At 73.3% G+C, this 18,002-nt stretch carries 17 protein-coding genes; 10 read left to right on the forward strand and 7 right to left on the reverse strand.

Annotated features, from left to right (window positions below):
* Positions 1-152 precede the first annotated feature (152 nt).
* Both CP977_RS30690 and CP977_RS34275 read left to right on the forward strand, forming a co-directional pair.
* On the forward strand, positions 153-983 hold the full coding sequence (locus CP977_RS30690) for a TIGR02452 family protein (protein ID WP_152371198.1): 831 nt from the start codon (positions 153-155) through the stop codon (positions 981-983).
* Between the two features lie 84 nt (positions 984-1,067).
* On the forward strand, positions 1,068-1,235 hold the full coding sequence (locus CP977_RS34275; protein WP_167308960.1) for a hypothetical protein: 168 nt from the start codon (positions 1,068-1,070) through the stop codon (positions 1,233-1,235).
* 37 nt (positions 1,236-1,272) lie between these two features.
* Here the strand turns inward: CP977_RS34275 and CP977_RS30695 are convergent, their stop codons facing one another.
* Positions 1,273-1,980 (reverse strand): alpha/beta fold hydrolase, encoded by a 708-nt coding sequence (locus tag CP977_RS30695; protein ID WP_062759809.1) that lies wholly within the window; start codon positions 1,978-1,980, stop codon positions 1,273-1,275.
* Between the two features lie 162 nt (positions 1,981-2,142).
* On the opposite strand from CP977_RS30695, the gene CP977_RS30700 reads away from it, so the two are divergent.
* Both CP977_RS30700 and CP977_RS30705 read left to right on the forward strand, forming a co-directional pair.
* A complete protein-coding gene (locus CP977_RS30700) occupies positions 2,143-2,406 on the forward strand; it encodes a hypothetical protein (RefSeq protein ID WP_109184634.1) in 264 nt (87 codons plus the stop codon).
* Between the two features lie 172 nt (positions 2,407-2,578).
* Positions 2,579-3,766, forward strand: coding sequence for a thiolase family protein (locus tag CP977_RS30705; RefSeq protein ID WP_062759811.1), 1,188 nt, complete (start codon positions 2,579-2,581; stop codon positions 3,764-3,766).
* A 69-nt stretch (positions 3,767-3,835) separates the two neighbouring features.
* Here CP977_RS30705 and trxA read toward each other — a convergent pair whose 3' ends face one another.
* The gene (gene trxA / locus CP977_RS30710; protein ID WP_062759812.1) at positions 3,836-4,210 is read right to left on the reverse strand and encodes a thioredoxin; all 375 of its coding nucleotides are present in this window, start codon (positions 4,208-4,210) and stop codon (positions 3,836-3,838) included.
* Between the two features lie 115 nt (positions 4,211-4,325).
* Between trxA and CP977_RS30715 the strand changes: the two genes are divergently transcribed.
* Positions 4,326-5,768, forward strand: a complete 1,443-nt coding sequence (locus tag CP977_RS30715; RefSeq protein ID WP_152371199.1) for a dihydrolipoyl dehydrogenase family protein — start codon at positions 4,326-4,328, stop codon at positions 5,766-5,768.
* Positions 5,769-5,823: 55 nt separating this feature from the next.
* Here the strand turns inward: CP977_RS30715 and CP977_RS30720 are convergent, their stop codons facing one another.
* Positions 5,824-6,432, reverse strand: coding sequence for a TetR/AcrR family transcriptional regulator (locus CP977_RS30720; protein ID WP_062759813.1), 609 nt, complete (start codon positions 6,430-6,432; stop codon positions 5,824-5,826).
* Positions 6,433-6,614: 182 nt separating this feature from the next.
* Between CP977_RS30720 and CP977_RS30725 the strand changes: the two genes are divergently transcribed.
* The 3 genes from CP977_RS30725 to CP977_RS30735 all read left to right on the forward strand — a co-directional run bounded on the left by CP977_RS30725 (position 6,615) and on the right by CP977_RS30735 (position 11,655).
* A complete protein-coding gene (locus CP977_RS30725) occupies positions 6,615-8,030 on the forward strand; it encodes a purine-cytosine permease family protein (RefSeq protein WP_152371200.1) in 1,416 nt (471 codons plus the stop codon).
* Positions 8,031-8,077: 47 nt separating this feature from the next.
* On the forward strand, positions 8,078-9,745 hold the full coding sequence (locus tag CP977_RS30730; protein ID WP_152371201.1) for an amidohydrolase: 1,668 nt from the start codon (positions 8,078-8,080) through the stop codon (positions 9,743-9,745).
* A gap of 341 nt (positions 9,746-10,086) precedes the next feature.
* Positions 10,087-11,655: a TROVE domain-containing protein gene (locus tag CP977_RS30735; RefSeq protein WP_229991785.1), complete on the forward strand. Its 1,569-nt coding sequence runs from the start codon at positions 10,087-10,089 to the stop codon at positions 11,653-11,655.
* Positions 11,656-11,697: 42 nt separating this feature from the next.
* Here CP977_RS30735 and CP977_RS30740 read toward each other — a convergent pair whose 3' ends face one another.
* From CP977_RS30740 to CP977_RS30750, 3 genes are all read right to left on the reverse strand, one after another.
* A complete protein-coding gene (locus tag CP977_RS30740) occupies positions 11,698-12,372 on the reverse strand; it encodes a DUF305 domain-containing protein (protein WP_152371202.1) in 675 nt (224 codons plus the stop codon).
* A 120-nt stretch (positions 12,373-12,492) separates the two neighbouring features.
* The gene (locus CP977_RS30745; protein ID WP_152371203.1) at positions 12,493-12,894 is read right to left on the reverse strand and encodes a DUF6153 family protein; all 402 of its coding nucleotides are present in this window, start codon (positions 12,892-12,894) and stop codon (positions 12,493-12,495) included.
* 51 nt (positions 12,895-12,945) lie between these two features.
* Positions 12,946-13,290, reverse strand: coding sequence for a tetratricopeptide repeat protein (locus tag CP977_RS30750; protein WP_062759817.1), 345 nt, complete (start codon positions 13,288-13,290; stop codon positions 12,946-12,948).
* Positions 13,291-13,460: 170 nt separating this feature from the next.
* Here CP977_RS30750 and CP977_RS30755 point away from each other — a divergent pair, with 170 nt between their 5' ends.
* Both CP977_RS30755 and CP977_RS30760 read left to right on the forward strand, forming a co-directional pair.
* A complete protein-coding gene (locus tag CP977_RS30755; RefSeq protein WP_152371204.1) occupies positions 13,461-14,426 on the forward strand; it encodes a pirin family protein in 966 nt (321 codons plus the stop codon).
* A gap of 609 nt (positions 14,427-15,035) precedes the next feature.
* Positions 15,036-16,565, forward strand: coding sequence for a beta-propeller fold lactonase family protein (locus CP977_RS30760; RefSeq protein WP_152371205.1), 1,530 nt, complete (start codon positions 15,036-15,038; stop codon positions 16,563-16,565).
* 142 nt (positions 16,566-16,707) lie between these two features.
* Here the strand turns inward: CP977_RS30760 and CP977_RS30765 are convergent, their stop codons facing one another.
* The gene (locus tag CP977_RS30765; RefSeq protein ID WP_062759820.1) at positions 16,708-17,622 is read right to left on the reverse strand and encodes an alpha/beta hydrolase; all 915 of its coding nucleotides are present in this window, start codon (positions 17,620-17,622) and stop codon (positions 16,708-16,710) included.
* Positions 17,623-18,002: the final 380 nt, after the last annotated feature.

The following is an 18,002-nucleotide window of genomic DNA, read 5'->3' on the forward strand; positions in this document are numbered from 1 at the left end:
GCGGCGTGCAAGAGCGCCCCGTACGGGCCCCGCGCGCTCCCCGCGCCCCCGTCCGTCCGGATTTCCCCGCCGCCGCGGAAACATTCGCCCCCGTTCGCGGACCGGCGAAAACCCGTTGTCCCGAACCGGACGAAACGATCATGCTGACGCCCATGAGCACACGACTGCGCGAGATCGCTCGGCGGACCGAGGAGATCGTCGCCGCGGGCCACTACCGCACCCGGGACGGCCGGACCGTCTCCGTCGCCGACGACCTGGCCGCCGCCCTGGCCGGAACCCGGCTCCACGGACCCGGCCCCGTCGCCGTCACCCCCGACACCGACCGCACGCCGGCCCTGGAGGTCACCGGCGAGAGCAGTCTGGCCGCCGCCCGCCGGATGACCGCGGCCGACCCCGCCCGTCCGGTGGCCGTCCTGAACTTCGCCTCCGCCCGCAACCCCGGCGGCGGCTACCTCAACGGCGCCCAGGCCCAGGAGGAGGCCCTCTGCCGCTCCTCCGCCCTGTACGCCACCCTGCTGCGCGCCCCCGAGTACTACGAGCACCACCGCGCCGACCGGGACGTCCTCTACACCGACCGCGTCATCCACTCGCCCCGGGTGCCGGTCTTCCGCGACGACCGGGGCGAACTGCTCGCCGAGCCCTTCACCGTCGGCTTCCTCACCTCGCCCGCCCCCAACGCGGGCGTCGTCCGCCGCACCGCCCCCGAGCGCGCCGACCGGCTGCCCGCGGTCCTCGCCTCCCGCGCCGAACGGGTCCTGGAGACGGCCGCCGCGGCCGAATACCGGCGGCTCGTCCTCGGTGCCTGGGGCTGCGGGGTCTTCCGGAACGACCCGGAGCAGGTGGCCGGCGCGTTCAAGGCGCTGCTCACCGGCGACGGCCGGTTCGCCGGCCACTTCGAGGAGGTCGTCTTCGCCGTCCTGGACCGCGCCTCCGGCACCCCGACGCTCGCCGCCTTCACCCGGATCCTCGGCCGTACGCCCTGACGTGCGGGTCCTGTGCCCGCGTGCCACGCTGAGGGGATACGGACCGATGTCCGAAACCCGTCATCCGTCACGGGAGGCACGACCGTGGGCAAGAAACAGACCCGTGTGAACAAGGGGGCCCGCACCGGCGGCCACGAACACCGCGCCGACGCGGCGGCGAAGGAGAAGTCCTCCCGGGCCACCGCGCGGGAGGCGCCGCTCCAGGCGGTGGAACACGCCCATCGCAAGGAACGCAGGTTCGGCCACAACTGAGATCACCGCCGATGCGCCGTCCGCGACGGACGGCGCGTCAGATCCAGCCGTCCAGCGCGGACATGAACCCGTCGAAGTCGTCCCGGTGGACGGTGTGCCCGGTCCCCGCCACCGTACGGACCTCGAAGCCGCGCTCCGCCAGCATCCGGGCGCTCGCGGGCGGGACCAGGAGGCTCGGGTCGGCGAGGGCGACGAGCGAGGGGACGACGGGCCGGACCGGCCACAGGTCGGTGCCCGCGAGCGGCGTCAGACCGTACGCCGTCCGCTCGTCCCACACCCGTACCGCCGCCATCTCGTCCTCGACGTCCTCCTCCGACCAGGACGGATTGAGCCCCCGGACCATCTCGCGGTTCAACTCCTTGGCCCGGACGAAGAGTTCGGCCCGGTAGCCGGCGGGCCCCGACCTCAGCTGCCAGGCCGGGTCGGAGTACACCGCGCGGGCGGGCTTGAGCCGCTCCACCGCGCGGGAGAGCACGAGCGCCCCCAGCGAGTGGCCGACGGCCAGGTCGAGGCCGTCCGGCACGGTCTCCAGGAGGTCGTCGGCGTAGTCCTCCGGCCGGTACTCCTCCGGGCCCGCGCCCCGCCCGCTCGCCCCGTGCCCCCGCAGGTCCACCGCGACCACCCGGTAACCGCGCTCCGCGAGCGCCGGCCCCACCCGACGCCAGGTGCGGTGGTCGGCCATGATCCCGTGGACGAGCAGGGCCGTCCGGTCCCCGGACCCCCACGTGGTGGTGTGCAGACGCACGGCGCCGCCCCTCCGTCTCCTCGCGGCCGGCGCGCCCCGTCGGCGCGCCCGGTACCGACACAGTACGGCCGCGGTGAGGAACGGCGGCGCAGGGCTCCGAGCAGGGCCGCCGGCCGCGCGGGTCGTCCGGCGCGAGCCCCGCCGAGCGCTTAGCGTCGACACATGAGCACAGTTCCGAAGCGATTCGAGGTCCTGCTGGTGCCCGAGCACGTCGAGGACCGCCACGGCGCCTCCGTCGCGGACAGCGCCGTCCGCTCGGCCGTCGTGGAGGCCACCGGCCACCACGGCGAGTCCGGGTACCCGATCTACGAGGGGCACGGCATCAGGGCCGACATCGACCCCGAGACGGGCACGGTCGAGGCGCTGCTGGTCGACGGCCGGGAGCTCGACTACGCCCTCACGCCCCTGGTCCGCCCGGCCCCCTGAACCCGGCCTCCTCCCGCCGAAGTGCCCCGGGACGCCCCCATGCGTCCCGAAACGGTCCGTTGACAGGGCGCGCCGCCGGACGGAGACTCTGCGGCGCCCGGTGGGACGAAAACGGTTCCACCGGGCGAACACGCGAACAGAGTCGTTCCGAAGGTCACGTGGGAGAGAACCGATGAGCATCCGCGACGTCTACATCGTCGACGCCGTCCGCACCCCGATCGGGAAGTTCGGTGGCGCTCTCGCCCCCGTGCGCCCCGACGACCTCGCGGCCCATGTCGTACGGTCGCTCGTCGACCGCTCGCCCGCGCTCGACCCGGCCCGCGTCGACGACGTCTACTTCGGCGACGCCAACGGCGCGGGCGAGGACAACCGGGACGTGGCGCGGATGGCCGTCCTGCTCGCCGGACTGCCCGTCACCGTCCCCGGCGTCACCCTCAACCGCCTCTGCGGCTCCGGCCTGGAGGCCGTGATCCAGGCGGCCCGCGCCGTCGCCCTCGGGGACGCCTCCGTGGTGATCGCCGGCGGCGTCGAGTCGATGTCCCGCGCCCCCTGGGTCCTCCAGAAGCCCGAGCGGGCCTTCCCCGCCGGCCACCAGCAGCTCCACTCCACGACGCTCGGCTGGCGCATGACCAACCCGCGGATGCCCGCCGAGTGGACGGTCTCCCTCGGCGAGGGCGCCGAACTGGTCGCCGACAAGCACGGCATCACCCGCGAGCGGCAGGACGCCTTCGCCCTCGCCAGCCACCGCAAGGCCGCCGAGGCCTGGGCGAAGGGCCTGTACGACGACGAGGTCGTGCCCTACCCCGGCGTGGACCTGACCCGCGACGAGTCGATCCGGGACAACACGTCCCCGGAGGCCCTGGCCCGGCTCAAGCCCTCCTTCCGTCCCGAGGGCGGCACCGTCACGGCGGGCAACTCCTCCCCGCTCAACGACGGCGCGGCCGCCCTGCTCCTGGTGGACGAGGAGGGGTTGCGCGAGACCGGCCGCGAACCGCTCGCCCGGATCCGCACCTCCGCCGTCACCGGCATCGAGCCGCAGCTCTTCGGCCTCGGCCCGGTCGAGGCGGCCCGCCGGGCCCTGGGGAAGGCGGGGCGCTCCTTCGCCGACCTGAGGACCTTCGAGCTCAACGAGGCCTTCGCGGCCCAGGCCCTCGGCTGCCTCGCCGAGTGGCCGGAACTCGACCCGGAGATCGTCAACCCGCGCGGCGGGGCCGTCGCGATCGGCCACCCCCTCGGCGCGTCCGGCGCCCGCCTGGCCGGGTCCGTGGCGCACCAGCTCGCGGCGGCCGGCTCGGGCACGGGCCTCGCCGCGCTCTGCATCGGCGTCGGCCAGGGCCTGGCGCTGGTCCTGGAGCGCTGAGACCGCGCGGACGTGCGACGGAGGGGTACGGGAAGCCTCCCGTACCCCTCTCGTGTCCGCGCGGGACCCCTACTGCTGTGCGTTCCCCTGCGCGTCCGCGATGGACTTGCGGACCTCGTCCATGTCCAGCTTCCGCGCCTGGCCGATGAGGTCCTCCAGGGCGGCCTCCGGCAGCGCGCCCGGCTGCGCGAACACGGCCACCTTGTCGCGCACGATCATCAGGGTCGGGATCGACTGGATCTCGAACGCCGCCGCCAGCTCCTGCTGCGCCTCGGTGTCCACCTTGGCGAAGACGAGGTCCTCGTGGCGCTCGGACGCCGCCTCGAAGACCGGCCCGAACTGACGGCAGGGACCGCACCACGAAGCCCAGAAATCGATCAGAACGAACTCGTTGTCGCTCACGATCTCGTCGAAGTTGTCCTTGGTGAGCTCTACGGTGCTCATGCCTGCCTGCCTTTCGGGGTCTCCTGGTGGTGTCCTCACGGTCCCCGGGGGACTCGCCGGGCACAACGGCGTATCGAGCCGCACTATTCCGGGCCCCTGCCCGCAGACTGGGATCATGACACATACCGTGGAAGACGAGCAGGTCCACGACGTGGTGGTACTGGGCGCGGGACCGGTCGGGGAGAACGTCGCCGACCGGGTGCGGGCGGCCGGCCTGAGCGCCGCGATCGTCGAGGGCGAGCTGATCGGCGGCGAGTGCTCGTACTGGGCCTGCATGCCCAGCAAGGCGCTCCTGTGCCCCGGGATCGCCCGCTCCGACGCCCGCGCGCTCCCCGGACTGCGCGGGGCGGTCGACGGCCCCCTGGACGCGGCGGCGGTCCTCGCCCACCGGAACGAGGTCGTCGGCGACTGGAAGGACGGGAGCCAGCTCGACTGGCTGGACTCGATCGGCGTCCGGGTCCTGCGCGGCCACGGCCGCCTCGCCGGACCGCGCCGGGTCGAGGTCGTGAACCCCGAGGGCGAGCGCCACGTGCTCACCGCCCGGCACGCGGTCGCCGTCTGCACCGGCAGCCGCGCCGTCCTGCCGGAGCTGCCCGGACTGCCCGGCGCGCACCCCTGGACCAGCCGCGAGGCGACCTCCTCGCAGGAGGTGCCCGGGCGGCTCGCCGTGGTGGGCGGGGGAGTGGTGGGCGCGGAGATGGCCACCGCCTGGCAGGCCCTCGGCTCGAAGGTGACCGTGCTCGTACGGGGCGGGGGCCTGCTCCCCCGCATGGAGCCCTTCGTCGGCGAGCACGTCGCCGAGGCCCTGAGGCAGCGTGGCGCGGACATCCGCGACGGCGCGTCCGTCACCGCGGTGGTACGGGACGGGAGCACCGGACCGGTCACGGTGCTCCTGGAGGGCGGCGACCACGTCGAGGCCGACGAGGTGCTGTTCGCGACCGGCCGGGCCCCGCGCACCGAGGACGTCGGCCTGGAGACGGTCGGCCTGGAGCCCGGCTCCTGGCTGGACGTCGACGACAGCCTCCGGGTCCTCGGCACCGACTGGCTCTACGCCGTCGGGGACGTCAACCGCCGCGCGCTCCTGACCCACCAGGGCAAGTACCAGGCCCGGATCGCGGGCGCCGCCATCGCCGCCCGCGCGCGGGGGGAGGCCCTTCCGGACGCCGGGAGCTGGAGCGCGTACGCCGCCACGGCCGACCACGCGGCCGTGCCGCAGGTGGTCTTCACCGACCCGGAGGCGGCGGCCGTCGGGCTGACGCTCGCGGAGGCGGAGCGGGCCGGACTGCGGGTCCGGGCCGTGGACCTCGACATGACGCAGGTCGCGGGGGCCGGCCTCTACGCGCCGGGCTACCGGGGCCACGCCCGGATGGTCGTGGACCTGGACCGGGAGGTCGTCGTCGGCGCCACGTTCGTCGGCCCGGGGATCGGCGAACTCCTCCACTCGGCGACGGTCGCGGTCGTCGGCGAGGTCCCGATCCCCCGCCTGTGGCACGCCGTCCCCTCGTACCCCACCCTGAGCGAGGCGTGGCTGCGGCTCCTGGAGGCCTACCGGGGGTGAGGCCCCGCCGGGGACCACCGGGACCACCGGGGCCGAGGGCTCGCCACCGGCCCCGTCACCGCTCGGCGGGAGCCCCCCGCGGGACCAGGGCCAGCGCCGCCGAGCGGGCCACCTCCAGCGCGCCCTCCGGGGCCTGGCCCAGGACCACCCGGGTGCTCAACCCGTCGAGCAGGGCGAGGAGTTCGGAGGCGCGGGCGGTGGTGTCCAGGGGGGCGAAGCGGCCCCGGGCCACGCCCGTCGCGAGCAGGGCCTCCAGGTCCTCCTGCCAGCCCCGGTCCAGCTCGACCTGGGCCTCGCGCAGCGCGTCGTTCCCGGCCGCGCGGGCCCAGAGCTCGATCCACAGCGTCCAGCGCGGGTCGCGGGGCCCGCGCGGCAGGTAGAGGCGCAGGAAGAGGTCCAGTTTGCGTTCCGCCGTGACCCGCCGGGCGAGCAGGGCCCGGCGCTCCTCGGCGAGCGTCGCCTCGCTCCAGCGGAGGGCGGCGAGCAGCAGCAGGTCCTTGCTGCCGAAGTAGTACAGGATGTGGCCGCCGCTCGTGCCGAGCCGCTCCGCGAGCGCCGACATGGTGAGGGAGGCGAGGCCGTCCTCGGCGATCGCCGCCATGGCCTCCTCCAGCATCCGTTCCTGGGTGACGTGCCCGTCCCGCCGTCGTGCCGTGCCTGCCACCGCCGCCGTCCCCGTCCCGCTCTTCCGCCCGTTGCGCCGCGCACGGATCCGTCGTGCGCGTATCCGCCCTGTACGGACCGACCCTAACCGCAACCTCCGAAGGTCTTGACGTGGCCGGAACCTTTCGCACATCTTGAATGCCGTTCTAAAACTTAGAACGGCATTCAAGACAGGAGTGCGGTGTGCTCGGACACGAGACGGCGACCGCGGCCCCCGGGACCGCGAGGACCACGGGCCGCGACGAGGTGTTCCAGGTCGAGGAACACGGGATCGACCCCATACCCGACGCCGAACGCCACGGCAGCGCCAAGGACGTCTTCTGGCTCTGGTTCGGCTCCAACCTCACCTTCACCTACGTCATCAACGGCGCCCTCGCCGTCGCCTTCGGACTCTCCTTCTGGCAGGCCACCGCCGTCGTCGTGATCGGCGGCCTCGCCTTCCTCGCCATCGGCGCGGCCGGCCTCAGCGGCGTGCGCACCGGCACCGCCACCCTCGTCGTCTCCCGCGCCGCCTTCGGCCGCCGCGGCAACTGGCCCGCAGGCCTGCTCAACTGGATCGTCGGCATCGGCTACACCGTCGTGAACACGGTGGTCGGCACCCTCGCCCTCGAAGCCTTCCTCGCCGACCTCGGCTGGAGCGGCGGCCACGCCCCCCGCGCCCTGGCTCTCGCCGTCACCCTCACGCTGACCTTCGCCGTCGCCCTCTGGGGTCACGCCACCGTCCAGTTCGCCGAACGCTGGATGGCGTACGTCCTCGCCGTCGGCTTCGCCGCCCTGGTCGTCCTCGTCCTGCCCGGCGCCGACACCTCCGCCCCCGCCGCCGCGCCCGGCGCCCAGGCCTGGAGCCTCGCCTTCGTCGTCGTGCTCGCGGGTCCCTTCTCGTACCTCCCGATGCCCGCCGACTACACCCGCTACCTGCCCCGTACGACCTCCCTCAAGGCCGTCACCCGCAGCGCGGCCCTCGGCGGCTTCCTCTCCTCCGTCGCCCTGGGCGTCGCCGGCGCGGCCGCCGCGACCCAGGCCGACATGACCGACGCCGTCGCGGGCACCGAGAGCCTGTTGCCCGGCTGGTTCCAGCCGCTCTTCCTCGCCCTGGTCCTCGGCGGCTCCGTCACCAACTCGATCATCACGCTCTATTCGTCCAGCCTGAACCTCCAGGTCCTCGGCATCCCCTGGAGCCGGGCCCGCGCCATCGTCATCAGCGCCGCCGTCACCGCCGCCGGCTCCCTCGGCGCCCTCTTCCTCACCGACTTCACCACCTCGCTCCTCTCCTTCCTCTCCCTCCTGATCATCGTCTTCGCCCCCTGGGGCGGGGTCTTCCTCGCCGACATGGTGCTGCGCCGCTGCGCCTACGACTCCGCCGGGCTGCACGCGGACGCCGGCGGCCCCTACTGGTACCGCTCCGGCTGGCACCCGGCCGGCCTCACCGCCCTCCTCGCGGGCCTCGTCTTCTCGGCCCTCACCTGCGACTCCGAACTGTGGACCGGCCCCCTCGTCGCCCCGCTCGGCGGCGCGGACCTCACCCTGCTCGGCGCGGCCGTCTCCGCCCTGGTGTACGTGCTCCTCGCCCGCGGGCACGTCACCCCGCACCGCCCCTGACCACCCCCGCACCCCCGCCCCTCCCGTACGTCCTGGAGCCACCCCGCATGAACAGCACCGCCCCCGTCCCCGCCGACCTCGTCCTCACCGGCGCCCGGATCCACACCGTCGACCCCGGCCTCCCCGAGGCCCAGGCCCTCGCCGTCCGCGGCGGCCGCATCGTCTGGGTCGGCTCCGACGACGGGGCCGCCGCCTGGACCGGCCCCGGCACCCGCGTCCTCGACGCCGGCGGACGGCTCGTCCTGCCCGGCTTCGTGGACGCCCACAACCACGTCCGCCTCGGCTCCGACGACGCCTGCGTCCAGCTCGCCGGCGCCCGCACCCTCCACGAGATCCACGAACGCGTCCGCACCTGGCACGTGGCCCACCCGGACGCCGAGTGGATCGAGGCCGAGGCCTTCGACTACTCGGCCGTCCCCGGCGGACGCATGCCCACCGCCGCCGACCTCGACCCGGCCACCGGCGACACCCCCGCCCTCGTCCTCAGCTACGACGTGCACACCGCCTGGCTGAACACCGCCGCCCTCAAGCGCCTCGGCGTCGACCGCGACCACACCGACCTGCCCTTCGGCCGGGCCGTCACCGACCCGGCGACCGGCGAACCCACCGGATTCGTCAAGGACTTCGCGATCAAGGGCCTCTCCCGCGAGGGCCACCGCGCCCTGCGCGACCTCGGCCTGCCCTGGGCCTCGCCCGACCGCCAGTACGGCCGGCTCGCCAAGAGCCTGGACGACGCCATCGGCTTCGGCATCACCACCGTCGTCGAACCGCAGAACTCCCTGGACGACCTCGCCCTCTTCGAGCGCGCCCGCGCCGAGGGCCGGCTGCGCTCCCGGATCGTCGCCGCCCTCTTCCACCCGCGCGGCACCACCGAGGCGGACCTCGACGCCTTCGCGGCGGCGGCCGACGCGTACGACGACGACCGGCTGCGGGTCGGCCCGCTCAAGCTGTACATCGACGACGTCGTGGAGCCCCGCACCGCCGCCCTCCTGGAGCCGTACGCGGGCTGCTCCCACCACCGCGGCGACACCTTCTACCCGCCGGAGGAGTTCGCCGAGCTGCTCACCCGCCTCGACGCGCGCGGCTTCCAGTGCTTCGTCCACGCCACCGGCGACCGGGGCATCCGCACCGTCCTCGACGCCGTCGAGCGCGCCCGCGCCGCCAACGGGCCGCGCGACGCGCGCCACCAGGTCGTCCACGTCGAGTGCCTGGACCCGGACGACACCCCGCGCTTCGCCGCACTCGGCGTCGTCGCCTGCATGCAGCCCCGGCACGCCGCCCCCGACATCGCGGGACCGGGCCAGGACTGGGCCGAGAACGTCGGCCCCGACCGCTGGCACAAGGCCTGGCCGCTGCGCAGCCTGCACGCGGCCGGCGCGGTCCTCGCCCTCTCCAGCGACTGGAACGTCGCCGAGATGGACCCCATGGTCGGCATCCACGCCGCCGTCACCCGCCGCCCGCCCGGCGGCGGCGAGGCCTGGACGGCCGGCGAGACCATCGACGTCGCCACCGCCGTCGAGGGCTACACGATGGGCTCGGCGTACGCCAACTTCCTGGAGCACGAGCGCGGTTCCCTGACCGTCGGCAAGCTGGCCGACTTCGTCGTCCTCTCCCGCGACATCCTCCGCGTCGCCCCCGAGGACATCCCCGGCACCGTCGCGGAGACGGTCGTGGTCGGCGGCGAGGTGGTCGTGGAGCGCCGCGCGGGGGAGTGACCCGGACACCAGAGGGGGGGGCGAACGCCGGTGGAACGGACCGTCGTTCGCCCCTCCCGGTTATTCGCTGGCGCGCGCTCCGGCGGACCGTCTACGGTGTCGGTGCGCCCGCGCTCCCGGTGCGCTCGGCCGCGGCTCCTTCCTTCTGACACAAAGCGACGCCGCCGCCACCTCTGATCTCGGGAAGCGCGGTCGTCCCCGCCCCGGCGCCCCTCCGGCCCGGGGCCCTCCGCCTTCCTCGGATCCTGGGGGATTCACTGCCTCGTCGTCACTTCCGGCACGTGTCCAAGGTCTGGCCCGAGATGCTCGTGGCCCCGCACGTCTCGGCGACCGCCCGCGCCATGCCCCGACCGGTCCAGCACTACGACCCCCTCCCGAGGGGCCCGCGCACCCACGAGGGCGGCCCGGCCTTCGTACGGGAGCCCCGCGAGGAACTGTTCCTCCTCGCCGTCGGCAACTTCGTCTCCCAGCGGACCTTCTACGAGAGCGGCGAGGAGCGCGACGACCGGTACGCGCGGCTCGTGGGCGAACTCGCCGTCGAGGACCCGGACTGGACGGCCGGCCTGCTGCGCTGGCTGCGCGACGAGGGCAACGTGCGCACCGCCTCCCTGGTGGGCGCCGCCGCGTACGTACGGGCCCGGCTCCTGGCCGGGGCGACCGGCGGCCCGTCCAACCGGTCCGTGATCGACTCCGTGCTCCGGCGGGCCGACGAGCCCGGGGAACTGCTCGCCCGCTGGACGGCGGCGTACGGGCGGAACGTGCCGCAGCCCGTGAAGCGGGGCGTCGCCGACGCCGTACGGCGGCTGTACACGTCCCGCTCCCTCCTCAAGTACGACACCGCGTCCAGGGAGTTCCGCTTCGGCGACGTGCTCAACCTGACGCACGCCGCCCCCGACCCCGAGAAGCCCTGGCAGGGCGCCCTCTTCCGGTACGCCCTGGACCGCCGCCACCACCCCGCGCGGGCGCTCCCGCCGGCCTCCGACCGGCTGCTCACCGCGCACCGGGAGCTGATGGAGCTGCCGGTGAGGGAGCGGCGGGCCGTGGTGACCGGGCCCGGCGGCGCCGAGCGCCTGGCGGCGGCGGGCATGACCTGGGAGGCCCTGGCGGGCTGGCTCCAGGGACCCCTGGACGCAGCCGCCTGGGAGGCCGTGATCCCCTCCATGGGGCCGATGGCCCTCCTGCGGAACCTGCGCAACTTCGACGGGGCGGGCGTCTCGGACGAGACCGCGGCCGGGGTCGCCGCGCGCCTCGCGGACCCCGCCGAGGTCGCCCGCTCCCGGCAGTTCCCCTTCCGCTACCTGGCCGCCCACCGGCACGCCCCCTCGGAGCGCTGGACGGCCGCGCTCGAACAGGCCCTGGGGCACTCCCTGGCGAACGTACCGGCCCTGCCCGGCCGGACGCTGATCCTGGTGGACCGGTCCGGCTCCATGTTCTGGAGCACCGTCTCCGAGCGGTCGCGGCTGACCCGGGCGGACGCGGCCGCCGTCTTCGGCGCCGCCCTCGCCCTGCGCGCCGAGCGGGCGGACCTGGTGGAGTTCGGCTGGAACAGCAGGGCGGTGCCGTTCACGCCGGGCGAGCCCGTGCTCGGCGTCCTCGAACGGTTCCACGACCTCGGCGGCACCTACACCGACAAGGCGGTGCGCGCCCACTACCGGGGGCACGACCGGGTCCTGATCGTCACCGACGAGCAGACCGCGCACCACGACCCCGGCGACCCGGCCGCGTCGGTCCCCGCCGAGGTCCCGGTCTACACCTGGAACCTGGCGGGATACCGGTCCGCCCACGGTCCCGCGGGCCCGCACCGGCACACCTTCGGCGGCCTCACGGACGCCGGGTTCCGGACGGTCGGCCTCGTCGAGGCCGGCCGCCGGGCCGCCTGGCCGTGGACCGCCCCCGACCCGGCGCAGTAGCCGGACCGGGGCGGCGGAAGGTGCGGGCGACGGAAGGTGCGGTCAGAGCCGGTCGAGGACCTTCCGCAGTTCGGCGACCTCGGCGGACTGGGTCCGTACGACGTCGTCGGCGAGCTTCTTGGCCGTGGCGTTGAGGCCGTCCTTCCGCTCGTCCTCCGCCATGGCCACCGCACCCTCGTGGTGGGCGATCATCAGCTCGGCGAAGGCACGGTCGAACTCCTTGCCCTCGGCGGCCGCCAGGCGCTTCATGTCCCGCTCGGACATCATCCCGGCCATGCCGGAACCGGAGCCGTGGCCGCTCCCGTGACCGCCTCCGTGGTCGCTTCCGTTGTCGGCGGACTCGGGCCTGTCCCAGCCCTTGAGCCAGGCCCGCATCGTGCGGATCTCCGGGTCCTGGGCCCGCTCGATCGCGGCGACCAGCTTCCTGACGTCGGCGTCCTCGGCCCGCCCGTCGGCGAGCCGCGCCATCTCCAGGGCCTGCTCGTGGTGGGGGATCATCATCTGCGCGAACAGGACGTCCGCGTCGTTGAAGGGGCCCGGGGCGGGCGCCGGGGAGGCGGCGGACCCGGGGGCCGCCGCGGTGGCGGACGGGGAGGCGGTGGCGGACGCCGACGGGGCGGCGCCGTCCCCGCCGCAGGCGGTGAGCAGGAGCCCGGCCGCGGCGACGGCGCCGACGAGGGCGGACGTCCGGGCGGCGCGGTTCGTGAAGGCGCGCATGCGCATGGTGGTACCTCGTGTGCTGTTCGTACGGACCCTCTCGGTCCCGTACGGGTGGGAAAAGGGCAGGTCGAAGCGGCTCACGGGCGGCATGGAGCACCCGTGGGCGGGACGGCCGGCCTATATCCGCAGGACGGACAGCAGGGTGAGGTCGGGGGGACGGCGGGGCGGGGCGTGCGGGGCCCGTACGTGTGCGAGGCGCGCCAGGAAGGGGACGAGCCGTTCGGGGCCGTGCCCCAGCGCGGCCAGGACGAGCCGGGCCAGCAGCCAGACACCGAGGACGGCCACGCACAGGGTGCTCATGTCCGTACTCGTGCCGGGACCGTGCGAGGCGTCGGAGTCCCCGCCGTCGTGCGCGGCCGGGGCGATGGCGGCGGTGGTGTGGTGCGAGCCGCCGCCGGAGCCCTCGGGGTGGCCCAGGGTGTGCATCAGGAACACGCCGAGCGCGAGCACGACGACGAGCAGGAGGTGCGCCAGGGCACCTCCCGCCTGTCGACGGCGTTCCGCTCGATGTGTTCGCACAGCCAGGACCTCCGGCCGCCGAATATACCGTGTGGGGGTATCAGGAACGCGTCAGGACACCGGCTCGCCCGTCATGGCGGCGGCCATCCGCAGATGCGGCGCGGCCTCCTCCGGGCGCCCCTGGCGCTCCAGCGTGCGGCCGAGCATCAGCCGGGCGTAGTGCTCGACCGGGTCGCGCTCCAGGATCGCGCGCAGCTCGGTCTCGGCCCGGGAGAGCCGGGCGGAGTGGTAGTACGCGCGGGCGAGGAGGAGCCGCTGGGCCGTCTGCTCCGGGTGCTCGGCGACGAGACCGCTCAGGATGCGGACGGCGGTCCCGTACTCCTTCGCGTCGAAGAACAGCCGCGCCCGCTCCCAGCGCTCCCCGGCCGTGCCGAACTCGTAGTACGTGTCGCTCACTCGCTTCTTCCTTTCAGGAGCCCGATCCGCCGCCGAGGGGGGCGGTCACTCGATCCAACAACCCGAGATGATTTAATATTCCACTAATTCTTCCGGGTGGCTCCCGACTTCTCGGGGCTCCGCCGGAGCGTCACTCCCCAAGGTCCCCGGACCGGAATAGGTTGGGCAGCATGAGCAACCTCGATCGCCAGGCCGTGCCGACCGTCTGCGGCGGACGCGGCTTCGTCGCCGCCGAGCCGGTACGGGAACTCCTCAGCCCCCGCCACGTCCGGCTCGGCGAATCGACCGAGGTCCGCCGACTGCTCCCGAACCTGGGCCGGCGGATGGTCGGAGCCTGGGCCTTCGTGGACCACTACGGGCCCGACGACATCGCCGACGAGCCCGGCATGCAGGTCCCGCCCCACCCCCACATGGGGCTCCAGACCGTCAGCTGGCTCCACGAGGGCGAGGTGCTGCACCGCGACTCCACCGGCAGCCTCCAGACCATCCGCCCGCGCGAGCTGGGCCTGATGACCTCCGGCCGGGCGATCTCCCACTCGGAGGAGAGCCCCCGGCCGCACGCCCGCTTCCTGCACGGCGCCCAGCTCTGGGTCGCCCTCCCCGACGCCCACCGGCACGTCGAACCCCACTTCGAGCACCACGCCGACCTGCCCCGGGCCACCGCCCCCGGCCTCACGGCCACGGTGATCCTGGGCTCCCTCGACGGCGCCGCCTCGCCGGGCACCGCGTACACCCCGATCGTCGGCGCCGACCTCGCCCTCACGGCCGGCACCGAGACGCGCCTCCCGCTGGAACCCGACTTCGAGTACGCGGTCCTCGCCATGTCCGGCGAGGCCCGCGTCGACGGCGTACCCGTCCTGCCCGGCTCGATGCTCTACCTCGGCTGCGGCCGCACCGAACTCCCCCTCCACGCCCTCTCGGACGCGGGCCTGATGCTCCTCGGCGGCGAACCCTTCGCCGAGGAGATCGTCATGTGGTGGAACTTCGTCGGCCGATCCGGTGAGGAGATCGTACAGGCGCGAAACGACTGGGAGAAGGGCAAACGGTTCGGCGAGGTGCACGGTTACGACGGTGCCCGGCTGCCCGCTCCGGTGCTGCCCACCACTCCGCTGAAGCCGCGTGGGCGGGTGCGCTGACCTGGGGAGATCTAGAGTCGGTCCGGCCATGCCCCTGCTGACTGCCGCCATGCCGGGAACCTTGATCCGCACCCTGTCCTGTACTCGAGCTCGGGGGGTCTGCTGGGCTCGAGAGGAGGCGTGTCGAGTCTCGTGTTCGGGCTTGTGCGTCAAGGTTCGATCGGATCGATGCTGGCCTTTTGCCGACTTTCCTGACGTGGCGACAGCCTCGCATCCGGCGGATCAGCCTTGCATGTGCGCGGCATGGCGAAGTTATCGACGCCGAAGGTGTACGCGCACGGGTGCGGACGCTGCTGAGGGCGTGTCGGCGTTCAGTGACGCGGTTGGCCGGGAGGGTCCTTCCCGTGGGGGTGGTGTCATGTCGCCCGGTTCTTCGGTTTGGCCCGCCTCGTCCACGTGGCCCGGGACGCGAACTCCGGCGCCTCGGCCGACTCGCATTCCTTCCCGTTGTGTGACGGGAAAAGCGGTTTGTCCTCTGCTGCTGGGTTTGGTGTCCAACCTTCTGTACAGACCCGCCCGAGGGGCTTCCAGTGCGTTCCGGAACCTTTCTTAATTGCTTCAGCCGCCGGAAAGGTTCCGAGGCGCAACCCCCCTGAGGTGAGAATTCCCGTGAGTCTTTTCAAGAATGCCGCTGCAGGAAACCGAGGGCGCGGCACGGCGCCCCGACGCTCGACCCGGAACGCGTTCACCGCGTCGGCCGTCGCCGCGCTCGCCGCAACCACCCTGCTGACGCCGAGCACCGCGGTGGGTGCGCCGTCCGCCGGACTGTTCTCCTCCGGCACCCAGTCGTCCTCGCTCAGCGCGGGCGCCCCCGGTCGTTTCATGCTCGTCGGCAGCACCGGAAGCGGCCACATCGCGGTGTACGGCGTCTCCCGCGACGGCGCGCTGACCAAGGTGGCGGGCTCCCCGTTCGCCGCCGACGCCGGCTTCTCGGTCGTCGTCTCCCCCGACGGCAAGAGGGCCTACGTCACCAGCCTGTCGAAGAAGTGGGTCAAGGGCTTCGCCATCGGCACCAACGGCGCCCTGTCCGCCATCCCCGGGGCCGTCGCCCAGTACGACGCGGCGGTCCTCGGCGTGGCCTTCTCCCCCGACGGCACCCGGCTCTACGCCACCGTCGGCGGTCAGACCAGCGGCACCATGAACAGCATCGCCGTCGCCCAGGACGGCACCCTGGCCAAGATCGGCCAGCCCGCCACCATCCCGGGCACCAGCTACATGAGCCTCCCGGTCGTGTCCACCGACGGCCGCACCGTGTACGCGTCCAACTTCAACTCCAGCAATGTCACCCCCTACCGCACGGCCGCGGACGGCTCCCTCACCCAGCTCAGCGAGCCGGTCCCCACGGGCAACGGGCCCGCCCTGCCCAACGTCACCCCCGACGGCCGCTTCCTGTACACGACCAACGAGCAGGGCAACAACATCTCCGGGTTCGCCATCGCGGCCGACGGCACCCTGACCCCGACGCCCGGTTCCCCCTACAAGTCGGGCAACCTGCCGCACGGTGGAGCCGTCACCCCGGACTCCAAGCGGATGTACCTCCCCGAGGCCGGCAGCAACAAGATCTCCGGTTACTCGATCGCGGACGACGGCTCGCTCACCCCGCTCGCCGGCTCGCCCTACCCCGGCCCGGCCAACACCATGCCCGGCCGCGTCGTGCTCAGCCCGGACGCCCGCCGCCTCTTCGACGTCGACGTCCTGGCGCTCAGCCTGACCACGAAGGTCCACAGCTTCGCGATCGACCCGGTGGACGGCAGCCTGGCCCGGACCAGCCACCCGGCCACGGACACCGGCATCTTCTTCGCCGACGGTCCGACCAGCGTCATCACCCCGAACCAGGGGCCGGTCGCCAAGATCAACACCCTCTACAGCGGCGGTCGGACCGGCGTCTTCACCGCCTCGGGCTCCACCGACTCCGACGGTTCGGTCGTCCGCTACGAGTGGAACTTCGGCGACGGCACCACCGCCACCACGACCGGCCCGGAGATCACCCACACCTTCGCGCAGGCCGGCTCGCGGACCGTCACCGTCACCGTCGTCGACGACGAGGGCTGCTCGGACGACCGGATCTTCAACGGCCAGGTCGTGTCCTGCAACGGCGGTACGAAGGCCGCCGCGTCGACGGTCGTCAACCTCGGCTGACTGTCGTCGCGAACTGAATTCCAGCGGCACCGAAAGGTTTCCGCTGAATTCTGAAAAACGAAAAATCACTCTGTTCCCCCGTCATGCGACGACGGGGGAACAGAGTGCTTTGTGAGGGTCAAGCCCTCCGCCTCACAACTTTTCAGCGGGTGAGGTGGGTGGTGTAGAAGTCGGTGAGCTTGGTGGTGGCGGGGGTGACGTGTTCGTCCTGGTCGTAGAGGGCGACGTGGGTGGCGCCGTCGATGACGAAGAGTTCGGCGTTGGCGCCGGCCTTGGTGACGGCTTCGCGGCTGAAGTAGGCGGTGTCGGCTTCGGAGCCGATGATCATCAGCAGCGGGCGGGGGGCGATGAGGTGGATCATGGCGTAGGAGTCGTACTGGGCGATCTGGTCGATGCTGCGCAGGACCCACTGGTTGGTGGAGTTGCAGTGGCCGCCGCGGGGGGTGCGGTAGTAGTCCTGGGCCTCGCGGTAGAGGACCGGGGCTTCTTCGAGGCCTTCGGGGCTCTCGGGGGCCCAGGTGAGGGTGGCGGGCGCCTCGCCGGCGGCCTCGGCGGTGCGCAGGGCACCGGCCTGCTCGAGGAGGGACTGCAGGACCTCGGGGCCCTGGGTGCGGCCCAGGCCGTTGACGAGCAGGTCGCGGATGTCGACGGCGGAGACGGTGGCGACGGCCTTGATGCGGTGGTCGGTCTGGGCGGCGAAGGGGACGTAGCCGCCGGAGGCGCAGATGCCGAGCGCGCCGATCCGGGAGGCGTCGATGTCGTCGCGGGTGGTCAGGTAGGTGACCGCGGCCCGGACGTCCTCGGCGCGCTGGAAGGGGTTCTCCAGACCGCGCGGCAGGCCCTCGGAGTCGCCCTGATGGGCGGCGTCGAAGACCAGGGCGGCGAAACCCTCACGCGCCAGACGCTCGGCGTAGACGCTGGCGGTCTGCTCCTTCACCCCGCCACCGGGATGGGAGACCACGACCGCAGGGATCGCCTGGCCGGTGTGGGAGTCGGGAGTGAACAGGATGCCGGCCAGGTTCAGACCCGCACTGGGGAAGGTGACGTTCGTCTTCATGAGCTGTGCTGTGTCCTTAACGTCCGTGGACGATGTATTGGGGAAGAGGACCGTCCGGCCGAGCGCCTGGGGTGTCGCTTCCGGACCGGACGGCCACACATCGAGACTCACATGCCCCACGAGAACGGAAAAGGGGCGGAACGTGTCCTGGGACACGGCGGGCCCCCCATGCATGGCATGGAGGGCCGTTCACCTGTCGAACGTACGCGTACGAGCCGATCCGGCGCCCCTCCCCCGGGACGACCGGATCGGCTCGTCGGGCGGGAGCCGGCCGGCGTGACGGCTCCTCACCGCACGACGTCGCCCTTCCCCAGTGCGACGCCGTGGTCAAATAGCCTGTAGAAGCGGCCACTTGCCATTGTTTCGATGGCAAGCGAGCC

The organism is Streptomyces cinereoruber, assembly GCF_009299385.1.
GTDB lineage: Bacteria > Actinomycetota > Actinomycetes > Streptomycetales > Streptomycetaceae > Streptomyces > Streptomyces bikiniensis.